Source organism: Phenylobacterium sp. (assembly GCF_016793225.1).
Lineage (GTDB): Bacteria > Pseudomonadota > Alphaproteobacteria > Caulobacterales > Caulobacteraceae > Phenylobacterium.
This window is the reverse complement of record NZ_JAEUMN010000051.1, coordinates 1-19809: the sequence shown is the minus strand read 5'-3', so window position 1 is coordinate 19809 and position 19809 is coordinate 1. Positions and strand designations below refer to the sequence as shown.

The 19809-nt window shown below is 70.2% G+C and carries 18 protein-coding genes; 4 read left to right on the top strand and 14 right to left on the bottom strand.

Annotated elements, in window-relative coordinates; genetic code table 11:
- Window positions 1-3: 3 nt before the first annotated feature.
- A complete protein-coding gene (locus JNK30_RS06280) occupies window positions 4-1227 on the bottom strand; it encodes a hypothetical protein (RefSeq protein WP_293481198.1) in 1224 nt (407 codons plus the stop codon).
- 84 nt (window positions 1228-1311) lie between these two features.
- Complete coding sequence (locus tag JNK30_RS06275; RefSeq protein ID WP_293481197.1) at window positions 1312-2538, bottom strand: Coenzyme F420 hydrogenase/dehydrogenase, beta subunit C-terminal domain; 1227 nt, start codon at window positions 2536-2538, stop codon at window positions 1312-1314.
- A gap of 149 nt (window positions 2539-2687) precedes the next feature.
- Here JNK30_RS06275 and welK point away from each other — a divergent pair, with 149 nt between their 5' ends.
- A complete protein-coding gene (gene welK, locus JNK30_RS06270; RefSeq protein WP_293481196.1) occupies window positions 2688-3761 on the top strand; it encodes a beta-1,4-glucuronosyltransferase WelK in 1074 nt (357 codons plus the stop codon).
- Between the two features lie 17 nt (window positions 3762-3778).
- Here the strand turns inward: welK and JNK30_RS06265 are convergent, their stop codons facing one another.
- From JNK30_RS06265 to JNK30_RS06255, 3 genes are all read right to left on the bottom strand, one after another.
- Entirely contained in the window at window positions 3779-4543 is a 765-nt protein-coding gene (locus tag JNK30_RS06265; RefSeq protein WP_293481195.1) for a CpsD/CapB family tyrosine-protein kinase, read from the bottom strand.
- Window positions 4540-5970: a hypothetical protein gene (locus JNK30_RS06260; RefSeq protein WP_293481194.1), complete on the bottom strand. Its 1431-nt coding sequence runs from the start codon at window positions 5968-5970 to the stop codon at window positions 4540-4542. The genes JNK30_RS06265 and JNK30_RS06260 overlap by 4 nt, the downstream gene beginning before the upstream one ends.
- A 63-nt stretch (window positions 5971-6033) precedes the next feature.
- Window positions 6034-6702 carry a PEPxxWA-CTERM sorting domain-containing protein gene (locus JNK30_RS06255; protein WP_293481193.1) on the bottom strand — a complete coding sequence of 223 codons (669 nt, stop codon included), beginning with the start codon at window positions 6700-6702 and terminating at the stop codon, window positions 6034-6036.
- Window positions 6703-7071: 369 nt separating this feature from the next.
- Between JNK30_RS06255 and JNK30_RS06250 the strand changes: the two genes are divergently transcribed.
- Window positions 7072-8466 carry an AAA family ATPase gene (locus tag JNK30_RS06250; protein ID WP_293481192.1) on the top strand — a complete coding sequence of 465 codons (1395 nt, stop codon included), beginning with the start codon at window positions 7072-7074 and terminating at the stop codon, window positions 8464-8466.
- 76 nt (window positions 8467-8542) lie between these two features.
- Here the strand turns inward: JNK30_RS06250 and JNK30_RS06245 are convergent, their stop codons facing one another.
- From JNK30_RS06245 to JNK30_RS06205, 9 genes are all read right to left on the bottom strand, one after another.
- Window positions 8543-9481, bottom strand: a complete 939-nt coding sequence (locus JNK30_RS06245; protein ID WP_293481191.1) for a SurA N-terminal domain-containing protein — start codon at window positions 9479-9481, stop codon at window positions 8543-8545.
- 168 nt (window positions 9482-9649) lie between these two features.
- A complete protein-coding gene (gene rfbA, locus JNK30_RS06240) occupies window positions 9650-10522 on the bottom strand; it encodes a glucose-1-phosphate thymidylyltransferase RfbA (protein ID WP_293481189.1) in 873 nt (290 codons plus the stop codon).
- Window positions 10523-10532: 10 nt separating this feature from the next.
- A complete protein-coding gene (gene rfbB, locus JNK30_RS06235) occupies window positions 10533-11582 on the bottom strand; it encodes a dTDP-glucose 4,6-dehydratase (protein ID WP_293481187.1) in 1050 nt (349 codons plus the stop codon).
- Between the two features lie 95 nt (window positions 11583-11677).
- Entirely contained in the window at window positions 11678-12088 is a 411-nt protein-coding gene (locus JNK30_RS06230) for a DUF4112 domain-containing protein (protein ID WP_293481186.1), read from the bottom strand.
- 41 nt (window positions 12089-12129) lie between these two features.
- Entirely contained in the window at window positions 12130-14613 is a 2484-nt protein-coding gene (locus JNK30_RS06225) for a polar localization protein TipN (protein ID WP_293481185.1), read from the bottom strand.
- A gap of 199 nt (window positions 14614-14812) precedes the next feature.
- Window positions 14813-15046, bottom strand: coding sequence for a hypothetical protein (locus JNK30_RS06220; RefSeq protein ID WP_293481184.1), 234 nt, complete (start codon window positions 15044-15046; stop codon window positions 14813-14815).
- A gap of 96 nt (window positions 15047-15142) precedes the next feature.
- Window positions 15143-16108, bottom strand: coding sequence for an endonuclease/exonuclease/phosphatase family protein (locus JNK30_RS06215; RefSeq protein ID WP_293481183.1), 966 nt, complete (start codon window positions 16106-16108; stop codon window positions 15143-15145).
- A 30-nt stretch (window positions 16109-16138) separates the two neighbouring features.
- A complete protein-coding gene (locus tag JNK30_RS06210; RefSeq protein WP_293481182.1) occupies window positions 16139-16633 on the bottom strand; it encodes a methylated-DNA--[protein]-cysteine S-methyltransferase in 495 nt (164 codons plus the stop codon).
- Window positions 16634-16652: 19 nt separating this feature from the next.
- The gene (locus tag JNK30_RS06205) at window positions 16653-18224 is read right to left on the bottom strand and encodes an AlkA N-terminal domain-containing protein (protein WP_293481181.1); all 1572 of its coding nucleotides are present in this window, start codon (window positions 18222-18224) and stop codon (window positions 16653-16655) included.
- Between the two features lie 112 nt (window positions 18225-18336).
- Here JNK30_RS06205 and JNK30_RS06200 point away from each other — a divergent pair, with 112 nt between their 5' ends.
- A complete protein-coding gene (locus JNK30_RS06200) occupies window positions 18337-19242 on the top strand; it encodes a glycosyltransferase (protein WP_293481180.1) in 906 nt (301 codons plus the stop codon).
- Window positions 19243-19445: 203 nt separating this feature from the next.
- Window positions 19446-19809: phosphoadenosine phosphosulfate reductase family protein (locus tag JNK30_RS06195; protein WP_293481179.1), on the top strand; the 364-nt coding region annotated here is incomplete at its 3' end.

Below are 19809 nucleotides of genomic sequence, written 5' to 3'. Positions count from 1 at the left end.
CACTCAGAAACTGACTTCGGCCGACAGGCCTACACGCGTGTCATTGTAGTTGAAGTTCACAAGATTGGTCTTCCTGTCCTCCTGTCGGACGTCGAACAGGAAGGACGTGCGCTCGCTCTGCCGATAGGCGATCGAGCCGAAGATTGTGTTCGCACGAGACCTCGTGATCACGCTCATGGCGCTGATCGTATCGGTGTTCGAGGTCGACCGAAGATAGCTGTCGCCGGCCGAAATGGTGAAACGCGTGCCCAGTTCGTACCGGATCACACCGTTGTAGGCCGTCGTGATGTCGTAGAGCTTGCCGGTCCGCTGCGACGGCACGATCTGGCGCGCGACGTCAGCCGAGATCGTCAGGCGGTTGCTGGGCCGATACTCGGCCGACCCGACATAGGTGGTCGTGGTCAGCTTCAGGGGCAGGCCTGGCGGGGCGAACTCGCGCTTGAGCTCCGTGCGGGAGACCATCCCGCTCACGAGGATCCGCTGCCCGAACTGGCGCTCGTAGCCCAGCCCCAAGGTCTCGGTGAAGAAGCCGTCGCCCACGGGCCGTCCGGGGATGATGCGGTTGGGGAACTGGGCGTCCGAGTAGGTGTAGAGCACGGTCGCCGTACCCAGCGACGGGCGGCCGTAGGCCAGCGTCATGGCCAGCACCTTGCCGTCGGAATCCGACAGCTTGCGCGTCCCGGCCGAGTTCTTCGCCTGCGTCTTCTGGACGACGATGTTCCCCTGAAGGCTGTCGGGACGTCCACAGGCGATCCCAACGCCGACGCCGTTCGTCTTCAACAGGTTCTTGGAGGTCCCGAGGTCCAGGTCCTGCAGTTCGGACTGCGAGGCCCGGTAGCTTGCGAAGACGGTCTCCTGGCACCCCAGCACGCGCGAGACGCCGGCCCCGGTCACGTCGACCCGCTGCCGGTTCAGCCGCGTGTTGTGGCGGTAGAAGTCGTAGCCTCCAGCCCCTTGCAGCACCAGCATCTGCTGTCCGACGGGCTGGGTGATGGAGACCACGGCCTGCGGGCGGAACGTGTAGTCCTCGGCCTTGATGTCGCGCGCGATGGCGGTCGCCCTGTCCGCGCGCGCGACGTTGGAGTCATACGTGACCCCGGCGCGCACGCCGATCTTGACCTCCCGCTGCGCAGCCGCAGCCGGCACGGTCGGCATCACTTGGGCGGCCGCCTGGAACGAGGCGCCCGCCGTCGCAACCGCTACAAAGATCAGCGGCCTCAGTCGCATCCACACGCCCCCGAAAAGCCGGTTTCATAGAGGTCAGTCACTAACTATCAACTAAGGCCGAAAAGAGTATAGGCCCGTCGGGTTTTAGAGACGGCTCCGACGCCCCTGCAAGGTTCGCCGCACCGTCCCGACGAGATTGCGCAGCGCTTCCATCGGCGGAGCCAGCCTCGCGGCCGCAAGCACTTTCAGGCCCGACATCCGCGGACGCGGCTGGAGCGTCAGCGGCAGGGCTGCGACCCGCGCCAGTATGAGACGTTTGCGGCGGGCTTGAGACGGCTGCATCTTTTCGATCTCGCCGGGGTCCAACGCATCCACGCTCACGGCGCCGGCGGCGACGGCGGCGTCCAGGAGCGCCGCCCCGGCCTCCGTCCGCGCGATGATCAGGCTGCGCCCTTCCTCCTCGTCGAAGCTCGGGTAGCCGTCATCGTCGCCGTACCAGGCGTCGGCGCACGCGATGTCGGCGACGCCCCCGACCGCGTCGGGGCAGATCTTGCAGCGGAACTGCACCTCGCGGGACAGGTGCCCGCCCCACGACTGGGCGTAGCTCATCCGGGCCTCGCCCGCGGGCGTCGTGGCCACGCAGTCGCCGGGCCAGCCGCGGCCGCGGAACCGGAAGTCGGTCACCGCGGCGGGCTCCACCCCCATCGCGGCCAGGATGCGACCGACGCCTGCATGGCTGGGGATGCCGCCGCAGAAGAAGGAGACGATCAGCGGCACGTGCCGGCCGACCCGCTCGTCACGAGCCGCAAGCCGCCGCAGCGCCGAGGCGTCGCAGGGCTTGCAGACGACGGCCATGCGGCCTCCCTCCGCGAGCGCGGCCGAAATCTCCGCCAGGGGCGACGAGGCCGTGTAGCGTGACCCCGCCCGGGCAATGATCTCCGCCGCCGAGCGGGACACCACGGTCGCGTTGCGTGTCGGATCGCGGGGGTCCGGAGCGATATGCAGGACCCGGTCGACCACACCGGTCTCCAGGGCGTGCACGAGCAGGCCGGATATGGCTCCGCCGGAGGAGCCCTCGAACCGGGTGTGCTCGTCGCCGGCCGCCCCGGTGGCGGTCCTCCGCAGCGGCCCCCAGTACGGGTGGGCCTCGCCCGGCCAGGAGGCGACGACGGCGCCCGGGCAGGACTGGGCGATCAGGGCCTCGGCGGCGGAGCTCACAGGCGCGCGCACCACCGGACGGTTGTAGCCCGGCGGCGTGGACTGCATCTCGATCGCGCCGTCCGAGACGGCGGCGCAGAGCCCACAGCCAGAGCAGAGTTCTCCCTTCAGGACGCGGGAAACCGTGGGGGAGGTGTCGAGAACGTCTGGCATGAATCTCCCGGAGCTCGATTGGCTGCGCCGCCGTACCGCCGCCAGGGCCCGATGTCAGCCGAAGCCTTGGCGACGCGACAATCCGCGATGGATGTTCACCAGTCCTTTACGACGCTTCGGCGCAAGGATACCGCGGGAGCGATCTACACATGGCCGCCGGACAGACTGCCGACTCCGAACCTCAGAACCCGACGCGCGACCGCGCCGGCCTAAGGGTCTGCCTCGCAGCCTCGGGCGGCGGCCACGTGCGGCAGCTGCTCGATCTCGAGCCTGTCTGGTCGCGCTTCGACCACTTCTTCGTGACCGAGGATACGGCGCTCGGACGCACCCTGAGCGAGCGCCACCGGACGCACTTCCTGCCCCACTTCGCCTGGGGCCAGGCGAAGCTGGGAGCCCCCTTCCGCATGCTGGCCGGCGCGGCGCGCAGTCTGGCGCGTTCGGTGGGCATCATGCTCCGCGAGCGGCCGGACGTGATCATCAGCACCGGCGCGGGCGCGGTCTACTTTCCGGTGCTGCTGGGCCGCTTGCTGGGCGCCCACGTCGTCGTCATCGAGTCGTTCGCCCGCTTCGAACAGCCCTCGCTGTTCGGCCGGCTGGCCTCGCCTCTGGCGCACGATCTCGTGGTGCAGTCCGCGAAGCTCGCGCCCTACTATCCCAGGGCCAAGGTCTTCGACCCCTTCCGGGTCCTGCCACCGGCCCAGCGTGACAAGCAGCCGTGGCTGTTCGCGACCGTCGGCGCCACCCTCCCCTTCGATCGGCTGGTCGCCACCGTGGCAACGGCCGCCGAGAAGGGTCTCGTCCCAGAACGGATCACCGTCCAGACAGGGATTGGCGGCCTGAAGCCCGAGGGGCTGGAGACGCACGAGACCCTCTCGTTCGACAGGGTGCAGGAGATCCTCGGCGACTGCTCCATCGTGGTCTGCCATGGCGGCACGGGATCGCTCATCACGGCGCTGCGCCAGGGCTGCCAGGTGATCGCGATCCCCCGCCTCTCCCGGCTTGGCGAACACTACGACGATCACCAGTCGGAGATCACGAGCGCGTTCGAAGCCAGGGGTCTGGTGCAGGTGGCGAACACGCAAGAGGAATTCGAGCAGGCCCTCGAGCGCGCGCGCACGCGAACGGCGACCCCGGCCACCACCGACCCGCGCGAACTGATCGCCTTCCTCGACGAGGTCCTGGCCTCGCTGCGCGGCCGGGCGGCGCGGTCCGCGGCGCGCTGAGCGCCGGGTCCACGATCTCAGACGGCGTTCAGCACCGACCCTACGATTTCGACACCGTCCTCCTTCAGGGACCGGGAGAGGACCTCCACCCCGTCCACGTGGCTTGCGCCCGACCGCGCCACGACCAGGGCGTAGTGCGCGACCGCCGCGATGCGCCTCGTGCTGGCCGAAAGGCTGGCGGGCGGCGTGTCGATGATCACAAGGTCATGGTCGCGCATGCAGGCGCGGACCAGGTCCGCAAATCGCGCCTGCCCGATCAGTTCGGAGGCGATCTCGCTGGGCCCACCCGCATAGATCACCGAGAGGTTCGCGACGACATCGCGGTGGATCACGTCCGATGAGGTCACCTCGGGGTCGAGAAGGTACTCGCGCAGGCCCGCCGTCTCGTGGCTCGGCTGGATGAAGGTCTCGAGCGAGGGCTGATCCAGGTCGGCGTCGATCACCAGCGTCGAGACGCCGTCCATCGCCAGCGCGAGGGCCAGGTTGATCGAGAGGAAGCTGACGCCGGCCCCGCGCGCAACGCCACAGAGCGCCAGGGAGCGGCGACCGCGGCTGACGTGGTGCGCTATCAGCTCGAGCGCGGTCTGGCGGATGGCGACGGCGGCGCGGCTCGACGCCGAGCTCAGGAGCAGGAGGTCGGGTCCGTAGGTGTACGAAATCGGCAGCGCATCCGCCGATGCGACAGCGGCCGGCGGCGGCGGGGAAACGCTGGGGCGCGCCGGCGTGCGGTTGTCCGTGACCTTCTGAGCGTCGGCGGATCTACGCTTCCGGAACAGCCTCATGCCTGGACAGCCGCAGCCCGGCCTGCCGGCAGGCGTCGCGGCTTCGGCCAGCGGCCGCGACGAGGCGGACCTCGACGACGATTGCGCGGCACGACACCGAGCACCGGCGCGCTCGCCGCCGCCTGCAGCGCCTCGGCGGACCGGACCTGCCGCGCGAGGAACTCGACGAGCAGCGCCAGCAGGGCTCCGTAGAGGACGCCCATCGCGACGGCCGTCGATATGATCAACGTGGAATTGCTGCGGATCGACTCCCTGGCTTCCGACGGCTCGCCGATCGGAATCAGTCCGGACTGCTCGCCCGTGGAACCCTGACGTTCCTCGGCCGTGCTCTCGGCAAGGCTCGTCGCAATCTCGCGTTCCCTGTCGATCTGATCCTGCAGCAGCTTCAACTGCAGGGCGTCCGGCCGCTGGGAGAGCACCTTGGCCTTGAGCGCCTCGAACAGGGCCGCCTCGGCGCGGGCCTGGCTCTGGAAGAACGAGCTGAACGCGTTCTCACGCTGGCCGGCCTGCTCGGCCATGGCCTTGGCCTGCTCGCGTTGCCTCAGCATGGCCTGGTACTGCGGGTGGTTGGGGCCGAGGCCCCCTGCGCGCGATGCGATCGCCGCGTCCACGGCCGCGAGGTTGTTGGCCTGGACGCTCGGCCTGCCCTGCCCGGGATCGACCACGGGCGCCCGAGGCCTGGCTGATGCCAGGTTGGCGAGCTTCGCCGCGTCCAGCTCTCGCCTGCTGGCGTCGAGGATCAGGCCCGTGGCGCGCTCGACGCGCGTCTTCTGCGCTTCCAACTCCGCGAGGCGCTTGTTGGATTCCCGCAGCCGGAGTGCGTTCGCATTGGCGCGTTCCTCGGCGGACCGGCGCAGCTGATTGGTGCTCGCCTGCAGGTAGGCGTCGCGAATGGCGCCCACCATGGCCGTCGCCATTTCGGGACTCGCCGCCGTGTAGCGCACCTCGAGGATGTTGCTGTCTTCGACCATGACCGCGCTGATGCCGCCCATCAGGCGCGCCGCGGCCCAGGTCGCCATGTCCCGCGTGTCCTGCGGGTCGCGAAGCGCATAGGCTTCCTGCATCTCGGGAAGGTCGAGCCACCCCATGGCCTCGGCGGCCAGCGCGGAAACCTCGGGTTCGCGCAGAAAGTCGATCTGAGTCTTCTCGTAGGTCTCGACCATCTTCGAGTTCACCACGATGCCGGTCTCAGCGTCCGGCTTGATGTAGTTCAGGACGACGCGGGCCGACGCCATGTAGCGCGGGGGCGTCACCGCCATGGCGATGCTGGAGCCGATCAGGGCGCCCACGACCGGAACCGCGAACACCGCCCGACGCGCCCAGATGATGGACAGGATCGGCGGCAACTTCATCACGGACTCCGCGTCGGCATCGGGGCTGTATACGTGGTGACGCCCGCACCGTGAACAGGCGAACGGCCCCGACATACGAAAGCCGCCGCTCCGGCAGGAGCGGCGGCTCAGTATTCTCGTCAGCCGTTAAGGCTGGATTTAGGCAGCGGCCATCTGGCGACGGCGGCTGCGGATCATGGCGCCGGCGCCGCCGAAGCCCATGATCATCAGGGCCCAGGTGCCGGGTTCCGGAACCGCGCCGAGGATGATCGTCGGCGAGGTGGTGCCGCCGCCCGTCGTGGAGATGTCGTAGCGGTTGGTCACCGAGAACACGCCATCCGGAACCGCGCCCGGAGAGATGAAGTTCGAGGACTGCGAACCCGACGCCGAGAACGTCGAGCTGGCGAGCAGCGTGTCCAGACCGAACACGTCGTCGTCGTCGTCCACGTAGGTGGAGGTCACGACCGTGAAGCGGTTGTTCGAGTTGTTGCTCGAGAAGCTCGAGAAGAACCCGCCGTAGGTCGGCGCCGAGATGCCCGTCCGCGTGACGAAGATCGACACGCTGGCCGCGCCGCTCGCGTTCACGTTCACCACATCGCTGTGGAGGAGAGCGGGCAGGATCGACGGGTCGCCTTCGACGCTGATCGTGTCGAAGCCGCCGAGGTTCGTGGTCAGGTACTCGAAGGTGGCGTCGCCGCCCGAGAACACCTGCGTGATGGTCGCGCCGCCATCGGTCGAGAGACCGATGAAGACAGCGGCTTGCGCCGAAGCCGCGCTCATCGAGAGAGCGACCGCTGCGCCGGCCAGAAGCTTGGTAATGGTTTTCATGTCAGCACCCCATTTAACTTATCGTTCACTCTAGGAGGGGGCGAAGACCCTGTCATCACCCTTCCCCTAGCAGGCGAGTCGAATGACCCTGTCGCCAGAAAAAGCCCCGATCCTGCTGCCCTTTCCGAGCCGCTGGTGATGCATATTCGCACCAGCCGTGCGGTTGGACGCAAGATCCGTACCACAAATTATCACGACCAAGTCTCACTGGCGAGAAGCTTGAGCGAATCGCGGCGCACGGGGGCGCGCCCGGAGTCGCCGATTCGCCTTCGGAATGCCATTAAGTAAACAGAAGGCAGCGCCGGGCGAAAAGGCATCCGTGCGCTGGGCGCGCGCGTAGGCGTTCCCTGTGGGCCCTCGCGCGCGGAGATGGAGATCGACTTGGCAGGCTGGAATCCCTTCAAGCGGAAAGCCCCGACGAAGGCCGCGCGCGCCGAGACGCAGGCGCAGCCGTCGATCGTGAAGCCCTTGATCCGCGAGGCCCACCGTCGGGCGAACGACGCCGGCGGCCTTCCCCGCTTCAACACTACCGCCAGCGACCAGATGAGCGGGCGCGGCGGTGATCGCTTCAGCGCCGTCCGGGCCAAGCTGCGCCATGCGTTCACGCCGTCTCAGCCCGTGGCCGATCGACGGCTGTTCGCCGGCCGCGACGACGTGCTGAAGACCGTGATCCGCGCCATCGAGGACCAGCGGCTGCACGTGGTGCTCTACGGCGAGCGCGGGATCGGCAAGACCTCGCTGCTGCATGTGCTGAGCCAGGCCGCCAACGAGGCGCGATACATCGTCGTCTATACGTCGTGCGGCGCGAACTCGAACTTCGACGAGACCTTCCGCGCCGCGGCGGCCGAGATTCCGCTGCTGTTCCACTCCGGGTTCTCGCCGACCGCGGCCGAGACGGAGAAGGGCTCGACCCTCGCCGACCTCCTGCCCAGCGAACCGCTGTCGCCGCGCAAGTTCGGCGACCTGTGCGCCAAGCTGACCGGCACGCGGGTGCTCATCATCCTGGACGAGTTCGACCGGGCGGAGTCCGGGTCATTCCGCCGCGACGTGGCCGAGCTGATCAAGAACCTCTCGGACCGTCTGGGCCGGGTGCAGCTGGTGCTGGCCGGCGTCGCCGCCGACCTGACCGAGCTCGTCGAACACATCCCCTCGATCCGCCGCAACATCTTCGCCCTGCGCGTGCCGAAGATGAGCGAGGGCGAGGTCATGCAGATCGTCGCCAACGGCGAACGTGAGGCCGACCTGAAGTTCGACAGCCAGGCCGGAGCCTTCGTGGTCGAGGTCGCGCGGGGCTCTCCGTACATCGCGAACCTGATCTGCCACCACGCCGGCCACGCGGCGCTCGACCAGGGCCGCGCGACCGTGTCGCCCGTGGACGTCGCGAGCGCCGTCGACCGCGCGATCCTTGAGTTCCAGGGCCGCATCCCCACGCCGGCGCAAACCCAGGTCCGGCGGCTGTTCGACCAGGGGCGGCAGGATGCGCTGGCGATGTCGGCGCGAGCCGCCCTGGCCGCGGACGGCGTCTTCGACGGTCGAGATATCGAGACCGCGAACGAGATCACCGCGCGCAAGGCGCAGGATGCGATCGAGGTGCTGGTGGGCGAGCGCCTGCTCCGGCCGGTGCAGGGCGAGGACGTGAACCAGCGCTACGCCTTCGTGGAGGAAGGGCTCCCGACGCTCATCTGGATGATGTGGGCCCAGCGGAACCTGAACCGCGAGGCGCCGCCGGCGGCGCCGGCCCGCACCGCGACGGCGGTCTCTTAGTTCGGGTCGCGGCAACGCCAAAAGACAAGGGCCGGCGGGTCTCCCCGCCGGCCCTTTTTCGTGACTGAGCGGCTCGCTACTTGGCGGCCGGTTCCGCGGCCGGAGCCGCCGGCGCCGGCGCCGCCGGGGCGGCGGCCGGCTTGGCGGCCGGGGCGGCGCCCGGCTTCTTCTCCGGCGGCGGCTTGAACGCCGCATTGTAGGTGATCTTCGGCTCCGCCGCCTTGCGCATGTCGGCCAGCTGCTTGCCGACCAGCTCCTGCGCGCGCTCCTGCCGCAACGCGTTCATGGCGTAGGCCACGGAGGCGTCGCCGCCGAACGGCACCGCCCGCGAGGCGGTCACGCGGTTGAAGAGGATCGCGCCGCCCTGCGGGATCACGAAGATCTCGCCCGGCGGCAGGTTGTTCACGCCCTGCACGAGCCGCGGATTGGCCGACAGGGTGTCGAGCACCACCGCATTCTCCTGGTACTGGACGCCTTCGCTGTTCAGCAGCGCCTTGACCTCGTCCATGGTCTTGAGCGGCTGGAACCGGTCAGGCGAGATCTTGTTCGGCGCCGCGATGATCTGGTCGACGAACATCACCTTCCGCTCGCCGAACTTCTCGGGGTGCGCGGCGACGTAGGCCTGAGCCTGAGCCTTGGTCGGCTGGGCGGCCTTGCTGGCCATCTTGCGCTGCAGGAGGGACCCCAGCAGCGCCTCTTCGCCCCGGGCGACCTGCAGGTTGTACTCGGCGCTCTTGTCCAGCTTCTGTTCGCGCGCCTCGGCGGCCATCAGCTTGCGCATGATGATCCGCTGCAACGCCTGCTGCTGCGCCGCCTTCATCACGTTGGGGTCGCGAGACGCGAAGTTACCGAGTTCGGTGCGCAGCTCTAGGCTGGTGATCTCCTGGCCGTCGACGGTGGCGACGACCTGGCCCTCGGCCTTGCCCCCGCCCGCCAGGCGGCGCACCTGGTCGCAACCCGAAAGCGTGAGTCCCACGCTGACTGCAGCCACCACGATTAGTGCTCTAGTCTTCAAGCGCCCCTCCATGATCAGGACCAGCCTACGGGCCCCGGGCGATCTGCTGCAAATTCCGTTCCAGCCTTGGCCGTGGGCGCAGGCGATCGCCCGCGCTTCGAAGCAAGGTTCGTATGCTCATGCCTAACAGCGTCCTGCTCGCATGGCGAGTGCTGCGGCATTCAGTTCTCAGCCCCTCCCCGCCAGTTCACGCAGGTAACGGCCGTACTCGCTCTTGCCCTGGACTTCGGCGGACTTGAGCAGTTCGGATCGGTCGATCCAGCCGTTCTCGAAGGCGATCTCTTCGAGGCAGCCGATGCGCAGGCCCTGGCGCTGTTCGAAGACGCGGATCAGCTCGCCGGCGCCGATCAGGCTGTCATGCGTACCGGCGTCCTCCCAGGCGAAGCCGCGACCCAGCAGCTCGACGTGCAGCCGGCCTTCCTGCAGGTAGACGTCGTTCAGCGCCGTGATCTCGAGTTCGCCGCGGGCCGAGCGGGTCAGGGTCTTGGCGATCTCGCTGGCGCGGCCATCGTAGAAGTAGAGCCCCGTCACCGCGTAGTTGGACTTGGGGTTCGCGGGCTTTTCCTCGATGGAGAGCGCCCGGCCGTCCGCCGAAAGCTCGACCACGCCGTAGCGCTCGGGGTCGTGCACCGGATAGCCGAACACCGTGGCGCCCTCGGTCCGGGCGTCGGCGTTCTTCAGCATCTGCACGAAGTTCTGCCCGAAGAAGATGTTGTCGCCCAGGATCAGGGTGGACGGCTGGCCGCCGACGAAGTCCTCGCCCAGCAGGTACGCCTCGGCCAGGCCGCCCGGATGCGGCTGGATCACATATTCGAACCGGACGCCGAAACGCGAGCCGTCGCCCAGCAGGCGCTTGAAGCCGGCCTGATCCTCTTCGGTCGTGATGATCAGGATTTCCCGGATGCCGGCCAGGAACAGCACCGACAGCGGATAGTAGATCATCGGCTTGTCGTAGACCGGCAGCAGCTGCTTCGACGTCGCCATGGTCAGCGGGTGAAGGCGGGTGCCGGCGCCGCCGGCGAGAACGAGCCCTTTCCTCATGGCCGCGCCCTCAGGCTTTCACCAGGCCGAGGCGATCGGAATGGAACCCGCGCTCGCGGATGCGCTCCACCCAGCCGTAGTTGTCGACGTACCAGCGCACGGTGTCCTCCAGGCCGCGGTCGAGCGGCATGCGCGCCTTCCAGCCCAGCTCGCGCTCCAGCTTGGTGGAGTCGATCGAGTACCGGAAGTCATGGCCGGGCCGGTCGGTGACGAAGGTGATCTTGTCGGCGTGCGGCGTGTTCGCGGGCGCCATGGCGTCCAGATGGGCGCAGATGGCGCGCACGACCTCGATGTTGCGCTTCGTCGCGTCGCCGCCGATGCAGTAGGTCTCGCCCAGGACGCCCTTGTGCAGGACCAGGAGCAGGGCCTCGGCGTGGTCGTCCACGTGCAGCCAGTCGCGCACCTGGCGGCCGTCGCCGTAGACCGGGATCGTCTTGCCCTCCAGCGCGCGGGTGATCACCGTCGGGATCAGCTTCTCCGGAAACTGGTGCGGGCCGTAGTTGTTCGAGCAGTTGGTGATCACCACCGGCAGCTTGAACGTGTGGCCCCAGGCGCGGACGAGGTGGTCGGCCGCCGCCTTGGAGGCCGAATAGGGCGACTTCGGGTCGTAGGGCGTCTCCTCGGTGAAGTCGCCGGTCTCGCCCAGGGCGCCGAACACCTCGTCGGTCGAGACATGGTGGAACCGGAAGGCGTCCTTCCGATCTCCGGGAAGGCCGCCCCAGTAGGCGCGCGCCACCTCGAGCAGGACGGCGGTGCCGGTGATGTTGGACTTCACGAAGTCGAGCGGGCCTTCAATCGCGCGATCGTTGTGGCTCTCCGCCGCCAGGTGCATCACCGCGTCGGGCTGATGCTTCGCGAAGACGGCCTCGAGCCTGGCCCGATCGCACACGTCCACATGCTCGAACGCGTAGCGCGGGTCGGCCGCGACGCTTTCGACATTCTCGAGGTTGGCCGAGTAGGTGAGCGCGTCGAGGTTCACCACCTGATGGCCGTCGGCGATGGCGCGCCGAACCACGGCCGAGCCGATGAAGCCGGCGCCGCCGGTGATCAGGATCTTCATGCACGCCTTCCTGTGCGGGACGCCGCCCGCCGTCAACTCCCGGACGGCAACCTGGACCACCTCGGGTTTACGGGTCGTTTCAGATGCCCCGCCTCTCAGCGCCCCGCGACGGCGCGGCCCTGGAGCGGCGCCTCGGCGACGGCGCCCGCCGGACGGCCGAAGCGCTTCTCGATATCGCGCTGCAGTGCGCGTGCGGCGAAGGCGTGGCCGGTGAAGAGCGTGTCGAGGGCCCAGCCCACGATGGGGACGCCGGACGCCACGCTGTCGAGGCCCAGGTAGGCGGCCATCCGCGCGATCGTCGCCTTCGACGCCCCCGCCTGGACGGCTTCCGACAGGAGGAGCGCCGCAGCGCCGAGCGAATAGGCCGTGCCGGCGACCGGAATCCACGCCACGACGCCGTCGATGCCCAGGCCCCAGCGCCCGATGCCGATCACGCGATCCGACAGCTGCTTCACGCGCTCGGCCCGCCGCCACGCCTTGTGGGCGCGTTCGATATCACTGGTCATGGTCGCTCAAACGCCGGCCGCCAGGGCGGCGGTTCCATGATTCAGATCATGTCGCCGCCGGCCGCGTCGAGCAGCAGGAAGATGCGCCCGGAATCTGCGGCCAGCATGTTCGCCAGGACGAAGCCCTCAGGGTCGCGGCCAACGGCGTCGTCCACCAGCGTCTTGTAGCGGCGGACGTAGACCTCGGCCTTCCGCCGGATCGCCTCGTCGGTGAACAGGCGCCGGCCGATCCGGCGCGTGGCCGCCGGCGCCAGGCGCTTGACCACCGCCCGCGCGCCCTCGGCGTCGCCCGTCTGCATGGCGGCGGCGATCTCCTCGACCCGCCCCAGCGGCAGGAGCTTCTCCGCGTCCACCCCCATGTTGGCGAGTTCTGTCGCCAGCGTCTCTTCCAGCCGCTCGCCCTCGCCCTCGGCGCCGTCGAGGGACGCGAGCAGGTCCTTCCACGTCCAGGTGTCGTCGCCCGGGGCCTCGTCGGCGTCCTCGTCGTCGTCGGAGCCGGTCGGATGGCCGCCGGCGGCCTGGAAGACGGCGGAGAACTCCCGGTCGGTGGCGGTGGGCGTGAAGCGTATCCGGTTCTTCAGGCCCAGACGGTCGGCGAGCGCGCCGGGGTCTTCGGCCGGCGGCTCGGCCAGGGGCGTCGCGGTCTCCGGCGGCGGCGCGGCGGCCGACGCACCGCCGGTCCCCGCCTCGCGCCGCGGCGGCCGGGGTGTCGGCGCCGGCAGCGGCTGCGGCGACGCCGCGGCGACGCCCATCAGGCGAACGGCCTCGGAGAGCATCTCGAAGTTCTTGCGGACACGCTCCTGGAACGCCGCGTCGATCGCCTGCGCCTCCTCGGCGGTTCTGCGCGCCTGGGCCATCAGCTCATCCATGCCCTCGGCGACCACGGCGCGGGCCTGCTCTGCCTGTGCCGCCGCAGTGGCCGGGAGCTGCGCGGCGCGAGCTTCGATGTCGCCCAGCATGGCGGCGAGTTCGTCCAGCGTCGCGCGCGCCGAGGCCGCCCCGTCGGCCAGCTTGCGGGCGGTGAGGGCCCCGGCGTCCTCGACCATGCGGGAGGACTGCTCGATCAGCGCCTTCGCCTCCTCGAGGCGCGCCTCGAAGACCTGATTGGCCTTCTGGCCGGCGCCGAAGGCGGCTTCGGAGAGGTTGTCCACCTGCTCGCGCGCGGCGGCGGCATGACGGGCCGCAGCCTCCCGAGTCTCCTCGGCCGCCTTGGACAGCGCCTCGATCGCCGCGCGCGTCTGGGATTCGAGCTGCGCGCGCTGCTCGGCGGCCGCGCGCGAGACCGCCTCCAGCGAATGCAGCGTCGACTGCCCGAACTCCTCGCGCTCCGCGCGGGCGGTCTCGGCCAGGTCGCGGAACTGCAGGGCCGCGTCGGCCATCAGGCGCCGAAGCTGCTCGCCGCCGCTGGTGGCCCGCTCGGCCATGGCGGCTGCGGAGGCGCGCGCCGACTCGATGAACTCGCCCAGCTTCTCGGCATGGGCGGCGGCCTCCGCGGCGAAGCCCCCGTGGTCCGCCTGCAGCGCCTGGCTCAGCGAGACCAGCGCCGTCCGCTGCTCGGAAAGCCCCGCCTCCACGGCCCTCACCTGCTCGGCCACGCCCGTCCCGGCGGTCTCGAGGCGGGCGATGTGGCGGGTTAGGTCCTCGCCGGCGGTCCGGGCCGCGGTCGAGACCTCGCCGGCCGCGGCGGCCAGGTCGGCGGCGCGGGCCGCCAGCGCCGTCTCCGCCTCGCGGATCTGCGTCTCGGCCACACCGGCCGCCTCGCCCACCATGCGGGCCTGCTGGACGATGGCGTCGCTGACCTTCATCGCCTGGGCGTCGAGGGTCTGCGCCAGGACGCTCATCTCGGAGCGCTCGCGGCCCAGCGTGGCGGCCAGTTCCTGCGCCGTGCGGGCCGAATGGGCGGCGGCCCCGGTCAGCTTGTCCGTCTCGAACGCCAGGGCGTCGCGCATGGCCAGCAGGGTTTCGCGGGCCTCCTCGGCCGCCTGGCTGGCGCGGGCGATCTCGTCACGCACGGCGCGCGTCACGTCGCCGGCGCGGGCGGCCGCGACGAGGGCGGGGCCGAGCATGTCCTCGCTCGCCGCCTTGGCCCGGCGGTTCTCCCAGGCGAGCTTCTGCCCCTGGCGGATCATGAACGCGGCGCCGAAGACGAACGCCGCAGGCCCGATCGCCAGGAGCGCGAAGACCGCGAGGGCGAACGCGTCATCCTGCAGCGGGGCGACGTTCGACCGGTAACCGAGCGCGAACGCGATGGGCGCCAGCGCCCAGAGCACGGCCACCGCGAACGCCGTCAGCCAGATCGGCCATCCCGCGGGCGCGCCGTCCTCCAGGTCGACGAGTACGGCGGTGGACCGAGGATCGGCGACGGTTTCGGCGAGGGCGCCGCGGCCGCTGGGCACCGTGACCGACTGCTCGCTGTCGCGATCGATGGGACGAAAGCCCACGGGCTCGGCCGGCCCGACGTCGGCCACGCCCGGATCGGCCTCCGACGGCGCTTCGGCCGCGGGCTCGGACGTTCCGAAATCCATGGGCTGCCGCCGCTTCGAGAACAACGCCTCGTCCCTTCCACTCGAGCCGGCGGATCCGTCGCACCGGGCCTGACGCCAGCCGACAGCCGGCAAGACGTCAGGTTCGCAGGATTACCCGCGGCGGTGGCGTACGCAAACAGGCGGGCTGCACAAACACCGGTGGGACGCCGGAATGTCGCGGCGCGACGTCAGGCCCGGATCAGGCGCGGACGAGCGGCGTCTTGTCGGGGCAGATCCCGGCCTTCTGCAGGCCGGCCGGCTCCACGCGCGCAGGCCGCGCCGCAGCCTGGCGCGGCGTACGGGCCACGACGCGCTCGGCGGCGACGTTGCGTTGCTCGACCTTGGGCAGGTCGAAGGTCACCCCGAAGTGCGAGAAGGCGGCGGCAGAGGAATGAACGACCACCGCGGCCACCATTTCCGTCAATGTCGCCATGGGTTCGCCCCCGGACGATTCCTGCCTACCCAAGGTATGCCACGCAGCTTCGCCATCCGCACCGGGGCCGACGGCTTAAATTTTCGCAATGTTCGTTCAGTCCGCGACGGGATCGACCGGCGCGAGCGTGACGATCACGGGGTAGTGGTCCGAGCCCAGCTCGGGACCCCGTTCGACGCTGACGGTCGCCCAGCCGGGACCGGCGTAGACATGGTCGATCGGCAGATAGGGGAACGGAGCCGGCAGCCTGTTGTGGCTGAGCTGGGCCGCCGGCCATGTCGACAGCCCCCGGGTCCGGCGGATCACGCCCAGGTCGCGGTCGTCCCGCCGCCGGGCGAACGACCAGCTCGTCGAGTTGAAGTCCCCGGCCAGGATCAGGCGCTCCTTGGGGAATGGCGCCATGTAGTCCCGGAGCGCCTGGGCCTCGCGGCGATCGCGTTCGAAGCGCAGCGGCCAGGCCCGGTGCACCCCCACCACGGTGAAGTCGCCGTTGGGATCGGCAAAGGTCGCCGCAGCCAGGAAGCGGGTCCGGTCGTCGCGCGGATCGCGGCCGGCGCTCCAGACCGCCTTCTGGCGCGTGAAGATGAGCGCGCCGCAACCCCGGCATGCGACCTGGTAGCCGGCCGCCTTCAACCGGTCGGTGATCTGCTTGCTCTCGATCATCACGATGATGTCCGGGGCCTGCTCCAGCAGCCAGGCGGACGCCCGCTCAGGCGCGACGTTGCGGCTCCACGCGTTGAACTCGATCACCTTGATCTGTCCGGGCGCGTCGAGGGGGGCCCTGGGCTCGGCTGGATTGGGCAGGAACTCGGGCGCGACCAGCGCCCCCGACGCCGCTGCGCCGACGAGCGCGACGCCCGCGAGCGCCAGACGGCCGCGGCGCGGAGTCAGGGCCGCGCCCAGCAGGCAGGCGAGCGCCACGAACAGGTAGATCAGCGCAAAGTGGGTCAGCACGTCGAGGTGCGGACTGACGCGCCCGCCCTGCGCGGCGAGCGAGACCGCCATGACGGCCAGGGCGAGCGGCCACAGCATGACCGCCAGAATGCGCTGCAGGAGACCCATGAGGCTCCCTAACACGCGCGCCGGATTCGTTCAGGCCGCCCGCTGCCGCTTGAACGCGGCGCCTTCGTGCTCGAGCAGCCACCGCTTTCTGGGCAGCCCGCCGCCATAGCCCGTCAGCGCGCCGTTCGAGCCGATCACGCGATGACACGGCGCCACCAGCGCCACGGGGTTGGAGCCGTTGGCGAGCCCGACCGCCCGCACCGCCGTGGGACGCCCCACGCGGCGGGCCAGCTCGGCGTAGCTGATGGTCTGGCCTGGAGGGATGTCGCACAGAGCCCGCCAGACCTGCTGCTGGAAGGCCGTGCCGACGCCCTCCCAGGGGACGGCGCTCAGCGCGTCCACGTCACCGGCGAAATACCTGTCGAAGGCGGCACGCAGCGGGCCCTCGCCTTCCGCCAACGGGACCCCGGGGTAGCGCCGTGCGATCCACCTGCGCATGGCGTCTTCGTAGTCCGCCCAGTTGAAGGCGCGCAGGACGCCCTGCGCGTCGGTCACCACGAGCGCGACGCCGATCGGGGTCGCCATGCGGTCCAGGGTAAGCGTCTCAGGCGGCGCGGCGGGCATGGGCCCTGTCCTTTCGAATGGGGGGCCTCGGCTGGGCGGCGACGCTCGCGTCGGCGGCCCACAGGTGCTGGGCGGCGTAGGCGCGCCACGGCTTCCACGCCTGGCTGCGCGCCAGCAACTGGTCGGGCGTCGGCCGCACGCCCGCAGCGTCCGCCATCGCGCGCATCAGGCCCACGTCGGCCTGGGGGAACGCGTCAGGCTCCCGAAGTTCGCGAAGCGCGATGTACTGCGCGGTCCACTCCCCCACGCCCGGCAGCGCCTTCAGGGCCGCCACGGCGCTCTCGAGATCGGCGCGGGGCGTGAAGATCGCGGGATCCTCGGCGACGGTGCGGGCCAGGGCCTCGACGGCCGCGCCCCGCGCGCGCGGCATGTTTAGCGTCAGCGAGATCGGCTGTCCCACGAGCCGGTCCGCGCTCGGGAACACGCGCGTGAGCCCGAACCCGGCCGCGATCGGGTCGTCGACCGGCTCGCCGTACGTGGCCACGAGCTTCGCAGCGAGATTGCGCGCGGCCGAAACGCTGACCTGCTGGCCCAGGATCGCGCGAACCGCGAGCTCGAAGCCGTCCCAGGCGCCGGGCGCGCGCAGACCCGGCCGCGCCGCCACCAGGCCGGCCAGCGCCGGGTCCTGGCTCAAATGGGCGCCGATCAGCACCGGGTCGGCCGAGAGGTCGAAGACGCGGCGCACGCGCGCGATCACGGCCGGAAGGCTCTTCAGCCTGGGGAAGCGGATGTCGGCCTGCAGCGCGTCGTCGTTTCGGGGCGTGACGATGACCACGCCGTGTTCGCCGTCGACCGCGAGCGTGCGGACATACCGACGCGCCTCCACGCGCTCCACGCCGGGGATGGCCCGATCGGCGAGGAAGGCGATCATGGCGTCCCAGTCGTAGGGCGGCTTGTACGGCAGGCGCACCACGATGCCCTCCGCGGCTGAGACCTCGGCCGCCCGGGACCGCCTGAGGGCTCCCGGCGGGCGGCCGAAGAGCTGCTGGAACGTCTCGTTGAACCGCCGCACGCTGCCGAAGCCCGCGGCCAGCGCCACTTCGCTCATCGGCAGGCGGGTCTCCTGGATCAGCTGCTTGGCCAGCAGCACCCGGCGGGTCTGGGCCACCGAGACCGGCGAGGCGCCCAGATGCTGGCGGAACAGGCGCCGCAGCTGACGTTCGCCCACCCCCAGCCGGGACGCCAGCGCGTCGACGTCGCCGGAGTCCATGGCGCCGCCCTCGATCAGAGCCAGCGCCCGCGAGACGGTGTTGGACGTCCCGCGCCACGCCCCGAGGTCGGGCGAGGCCTCCGGCCGGCAACGAAGGCACGGCCGGTAGCCCGCCTCCTGCGCGGCGGCGGCGCTGGGATAGAAGGTCATGTTCTGCGGCTTCGGCGTGCGCGCCGGGCAGATCGGGCGGCAGTAGATGCCTGTCGTCCTGACGGCGCCGAAGATGCGCCCGTCGAACCGCGGGTCGCGGGTGACGAAGGCGCGGCGGCAGGCCTCGAAGTCCATGTCCATGCCGGACAGCATGCCGCCTGCCCGACCGCACGTCTCGCGGTTTTCGGACATCCATGGCCACGCGGGATACCGCTCCCTTCCAATCTCGCGGGCGCGATTTACTGTCCGCTCACGGTCTCCGCTTAGGCGGTTGGACGAGCGGGACGGTTCGCGCGAGGTCTGAATGTCATCTGCACAGCCGGTCCGGCCGTTCGTCAGCGTGATCATGCCCCACTACCAGGACCTGGCCGGGCTGCGGATCTGCCTGGAGGCCCTGGAAGCGCAGACCTATCCGCGCGATCGCTTCGAGATCGTGATCGCCGACAACAACTCGCCCGTGGGCATCGAGGCGGTCCGCGAGGTCGTCGCCGGTCGGGCGAACCTGGTCGTGGTCACGGAGAAGGGCGCGGGCCCCGCGCGGAACGGCGCGGTCGCCGCATCCCGGGGCGACATCCTGGCCTTCATCGACTCGGATTGCGTCGCAGAGCCCCAGTGGCTGGCCGAAGGCGTGGCCGGCCTGGAACGCTACGACCTGGTGGGCGGCCGCGTGCGCGTGCTCGTCGGCGACGTGGATCGCATGACGCCGGCCGAGGCCTTCGAGCGGGTCTTCGCCTTCGACTTCAAGACCTACATCGAGAAGAAGGGCTTCACCGGCGCCGGCAACATGTTCTGCCGCCGCGAGCTGTTCGATCGGGTCGGCGGCTTCGGCGTCGGGCTTTCGGAGGATGTGGACTGGTCCCGACGGGCCGTCGCGGGCGGGGCGCGCCTCGGCTACGTCCCCGCGGCCGCCATCGGCCATCCGGCGCGCGTGACGTGGGAGCAGCTCACCGGCAAGTGGCGGCGCCTGAACCTCGAGACCTTCGGACTGATGGCGGACCGTCCGCACCAGCGGCTTCGCTGGCTCGCCCGCAACATCCTGATGCCGCTGTCGGCGGTGGCCCACACGCCGAAGGTGTTCACGAGCCCCGAGCTCACGACGTTCTCCCAAAGGGGCGCGGCGCTGTGGACGCTGTATCGCCTGCGGTTCTGGCGCCTCGCGGACGCCATCTCCCTGCTGGCGCAGACGCGGCCGGGCTCAAGCGCGCCGTAGCTTTCCTGGCGGGCCGAGCGTCGCGCCGGCCCTTCGCGCTCCACGCGGGGCGCGCCTGCCTCCAACTTCACTGTGCCCGCGTACAGAATTCCTGCGGACGCTTCGCCTTGTGGCCCCGCCGCCACCCGCTTAACTCACGCCGGGCCTGAAAGCCCGCCCGTGTCGGCGCGCGGGCTTGCCATCGGTTTTCGTAAGGTCCTTCCATGGGCGCGCCCGTCCTCACCCGTTCAGAAAAGCTTGAAGCCGGCTTGACCCCTCAGACCCTGACCCACCTGCAGCGGCTCGAGGCCGAGAGCATCCACATCTTCCGCGAGGTGGTGGCCGAGTGCGAGCGGCCGGTGATGCTGTACTCGATCGGCAAGGACTCGGCGGTGATGCTGCGCCTGGCCCAGAAGGCGTTCTATCCGTCCAAGCCGCCGTTCCCGCTGCTGCACGTCGACACGACCTGGAAGTTCCGGGCGATGTACGAGATGCGCGAGCGCATGGCCCGCGAGAGCGGCATGGATCTGCTGATCCACCAGAACCCCGAGGCCAAGGCGCGCGGCATCAATCCGTTCGACCACGGCA

What these genes read in the sequence shown, in the direction of transcription:
- JNK30_RS06280 (WP_293481198.1), bottom strand. Translation starts at nt 1,227, where the DNA reads ATGCGACTGAGGCCGCTGATCTTTGTAGCGGTTGCGACGGCGGGCGCC.
- JNK30_RS06275 (WP_293481197.1), bottom strand. Translation starts at nt 2,538, where the DNA reads ATGCCAGACGTTCTCGACACCTCCCCCACGGTTTCCCGCGTCCTGAAG.
- welK (WP_293481196.1), top strand. Translation starts at nt 2,688, where the DNA reads ATGGCCGCCGGACAGACTGCCGACTCCGAACCTCAGAACCCGACGCGC.
- JNK30_RS06265 (WP_293481195.1), bottom strand. Translation starts at nt 4,543, where the DNA reads ATGAGGCTGTTCCGGAAGCGTAGATCCGCCGACGCTCAGAAGGTCACG.
- JNK30_RS06260 (WP_293481194.1), bottom strand. Translation starts at nt 5,970, where the DNA reads ATGTCGGGGCCGTTCGCCTGTTCACGGTGCGGGCGTCACCACGTATAC.
- JNK30_RS06255 (WP_293481193.1), bottom strand. Translation starts at nt 6,702, where the DNA reads ATGAAAACCATTACCAAGCTTCTGGCCGGCGCAGCGGTCGCTCTCTCG.
- JNK30_RS06250 (WP_293481192.1), top strand. Translation starts at nt 7,072, where the DNA reads ATGGAGATCGACTTGGCAGGCTGGAATCCCTTCAAGCGGAAAGCCCCG.
- rfbA (WP_293481189.1), bottom strand. Translation starts at nt 10,522, where the DNA reads ATGAGGAAAGGGCTCGTTCTCGCCGGCGGCGCCGGCACCCGCCTTCAC.
- rfbB (WP_293481187.1), bottom strand. Translation starts at nt 11,582, where the DNA reads ATGAAGATCCTGATCACCGGCGGCGCCGGCTTCATCGGCTCGGCCGTG.
- JNK30_RS06230 (WP_293481186.1), bottom strand. Translation starts at nt 12,088, where the DNA reads ATGACCAGTGATATCGAACGCGCCCACAAGGCGTGGCGGCGGGCCGAG.
- JNK30_RS06225 (WP_293481185.1), bottom strand. Translation starts at nt 14,613, where the DNA reads ATGGATTTCGGAACGTCCGAGCCCGCGGCCGAAGCGCCGTCGGAGGCC.
- JNK30_RS06220 (WP_293481184.1), bottom strand. Translation starts at nt 15,046, where the DNA reads ATGGCGACATTGACGGAAATGGTGGCCGCGGTGGTCGTTCATTCCTCT.
- JNK30_RS06215 (WP_293481183.1), bottom strand. Translation starts at nt 16,108, where the DNA reads ATGGGTCTCCTGCAGCGCATTCTGGCGGTCATGCTGTGGCCGCTCGCC.
- JNK30_RS06210 (WP_293481182.1), bottom strand. Translation starts at nt 16,633, where the DNA reads ATGGCGACCCCGATCGGCGTCGCGCTCGTGGTGACCGACGCGCAGGGC.
- JNK30_RS06205 (WP_293481181.1), bottom strand. Translation starts at nt 18,224, where the DNA reads ATGTCCGAAAACCGCGAGACGTGCGGTCGGGCAGGCGGCATGCTGTCC.
- JNK30_RS06200 (WP_293481180.1), top strand. Translation starts at nt 18,337, where the DNA reads ATGTCATCTGCACAGCCGGTCCGGCCGTTCGTCAGCGTGATCATGCCC.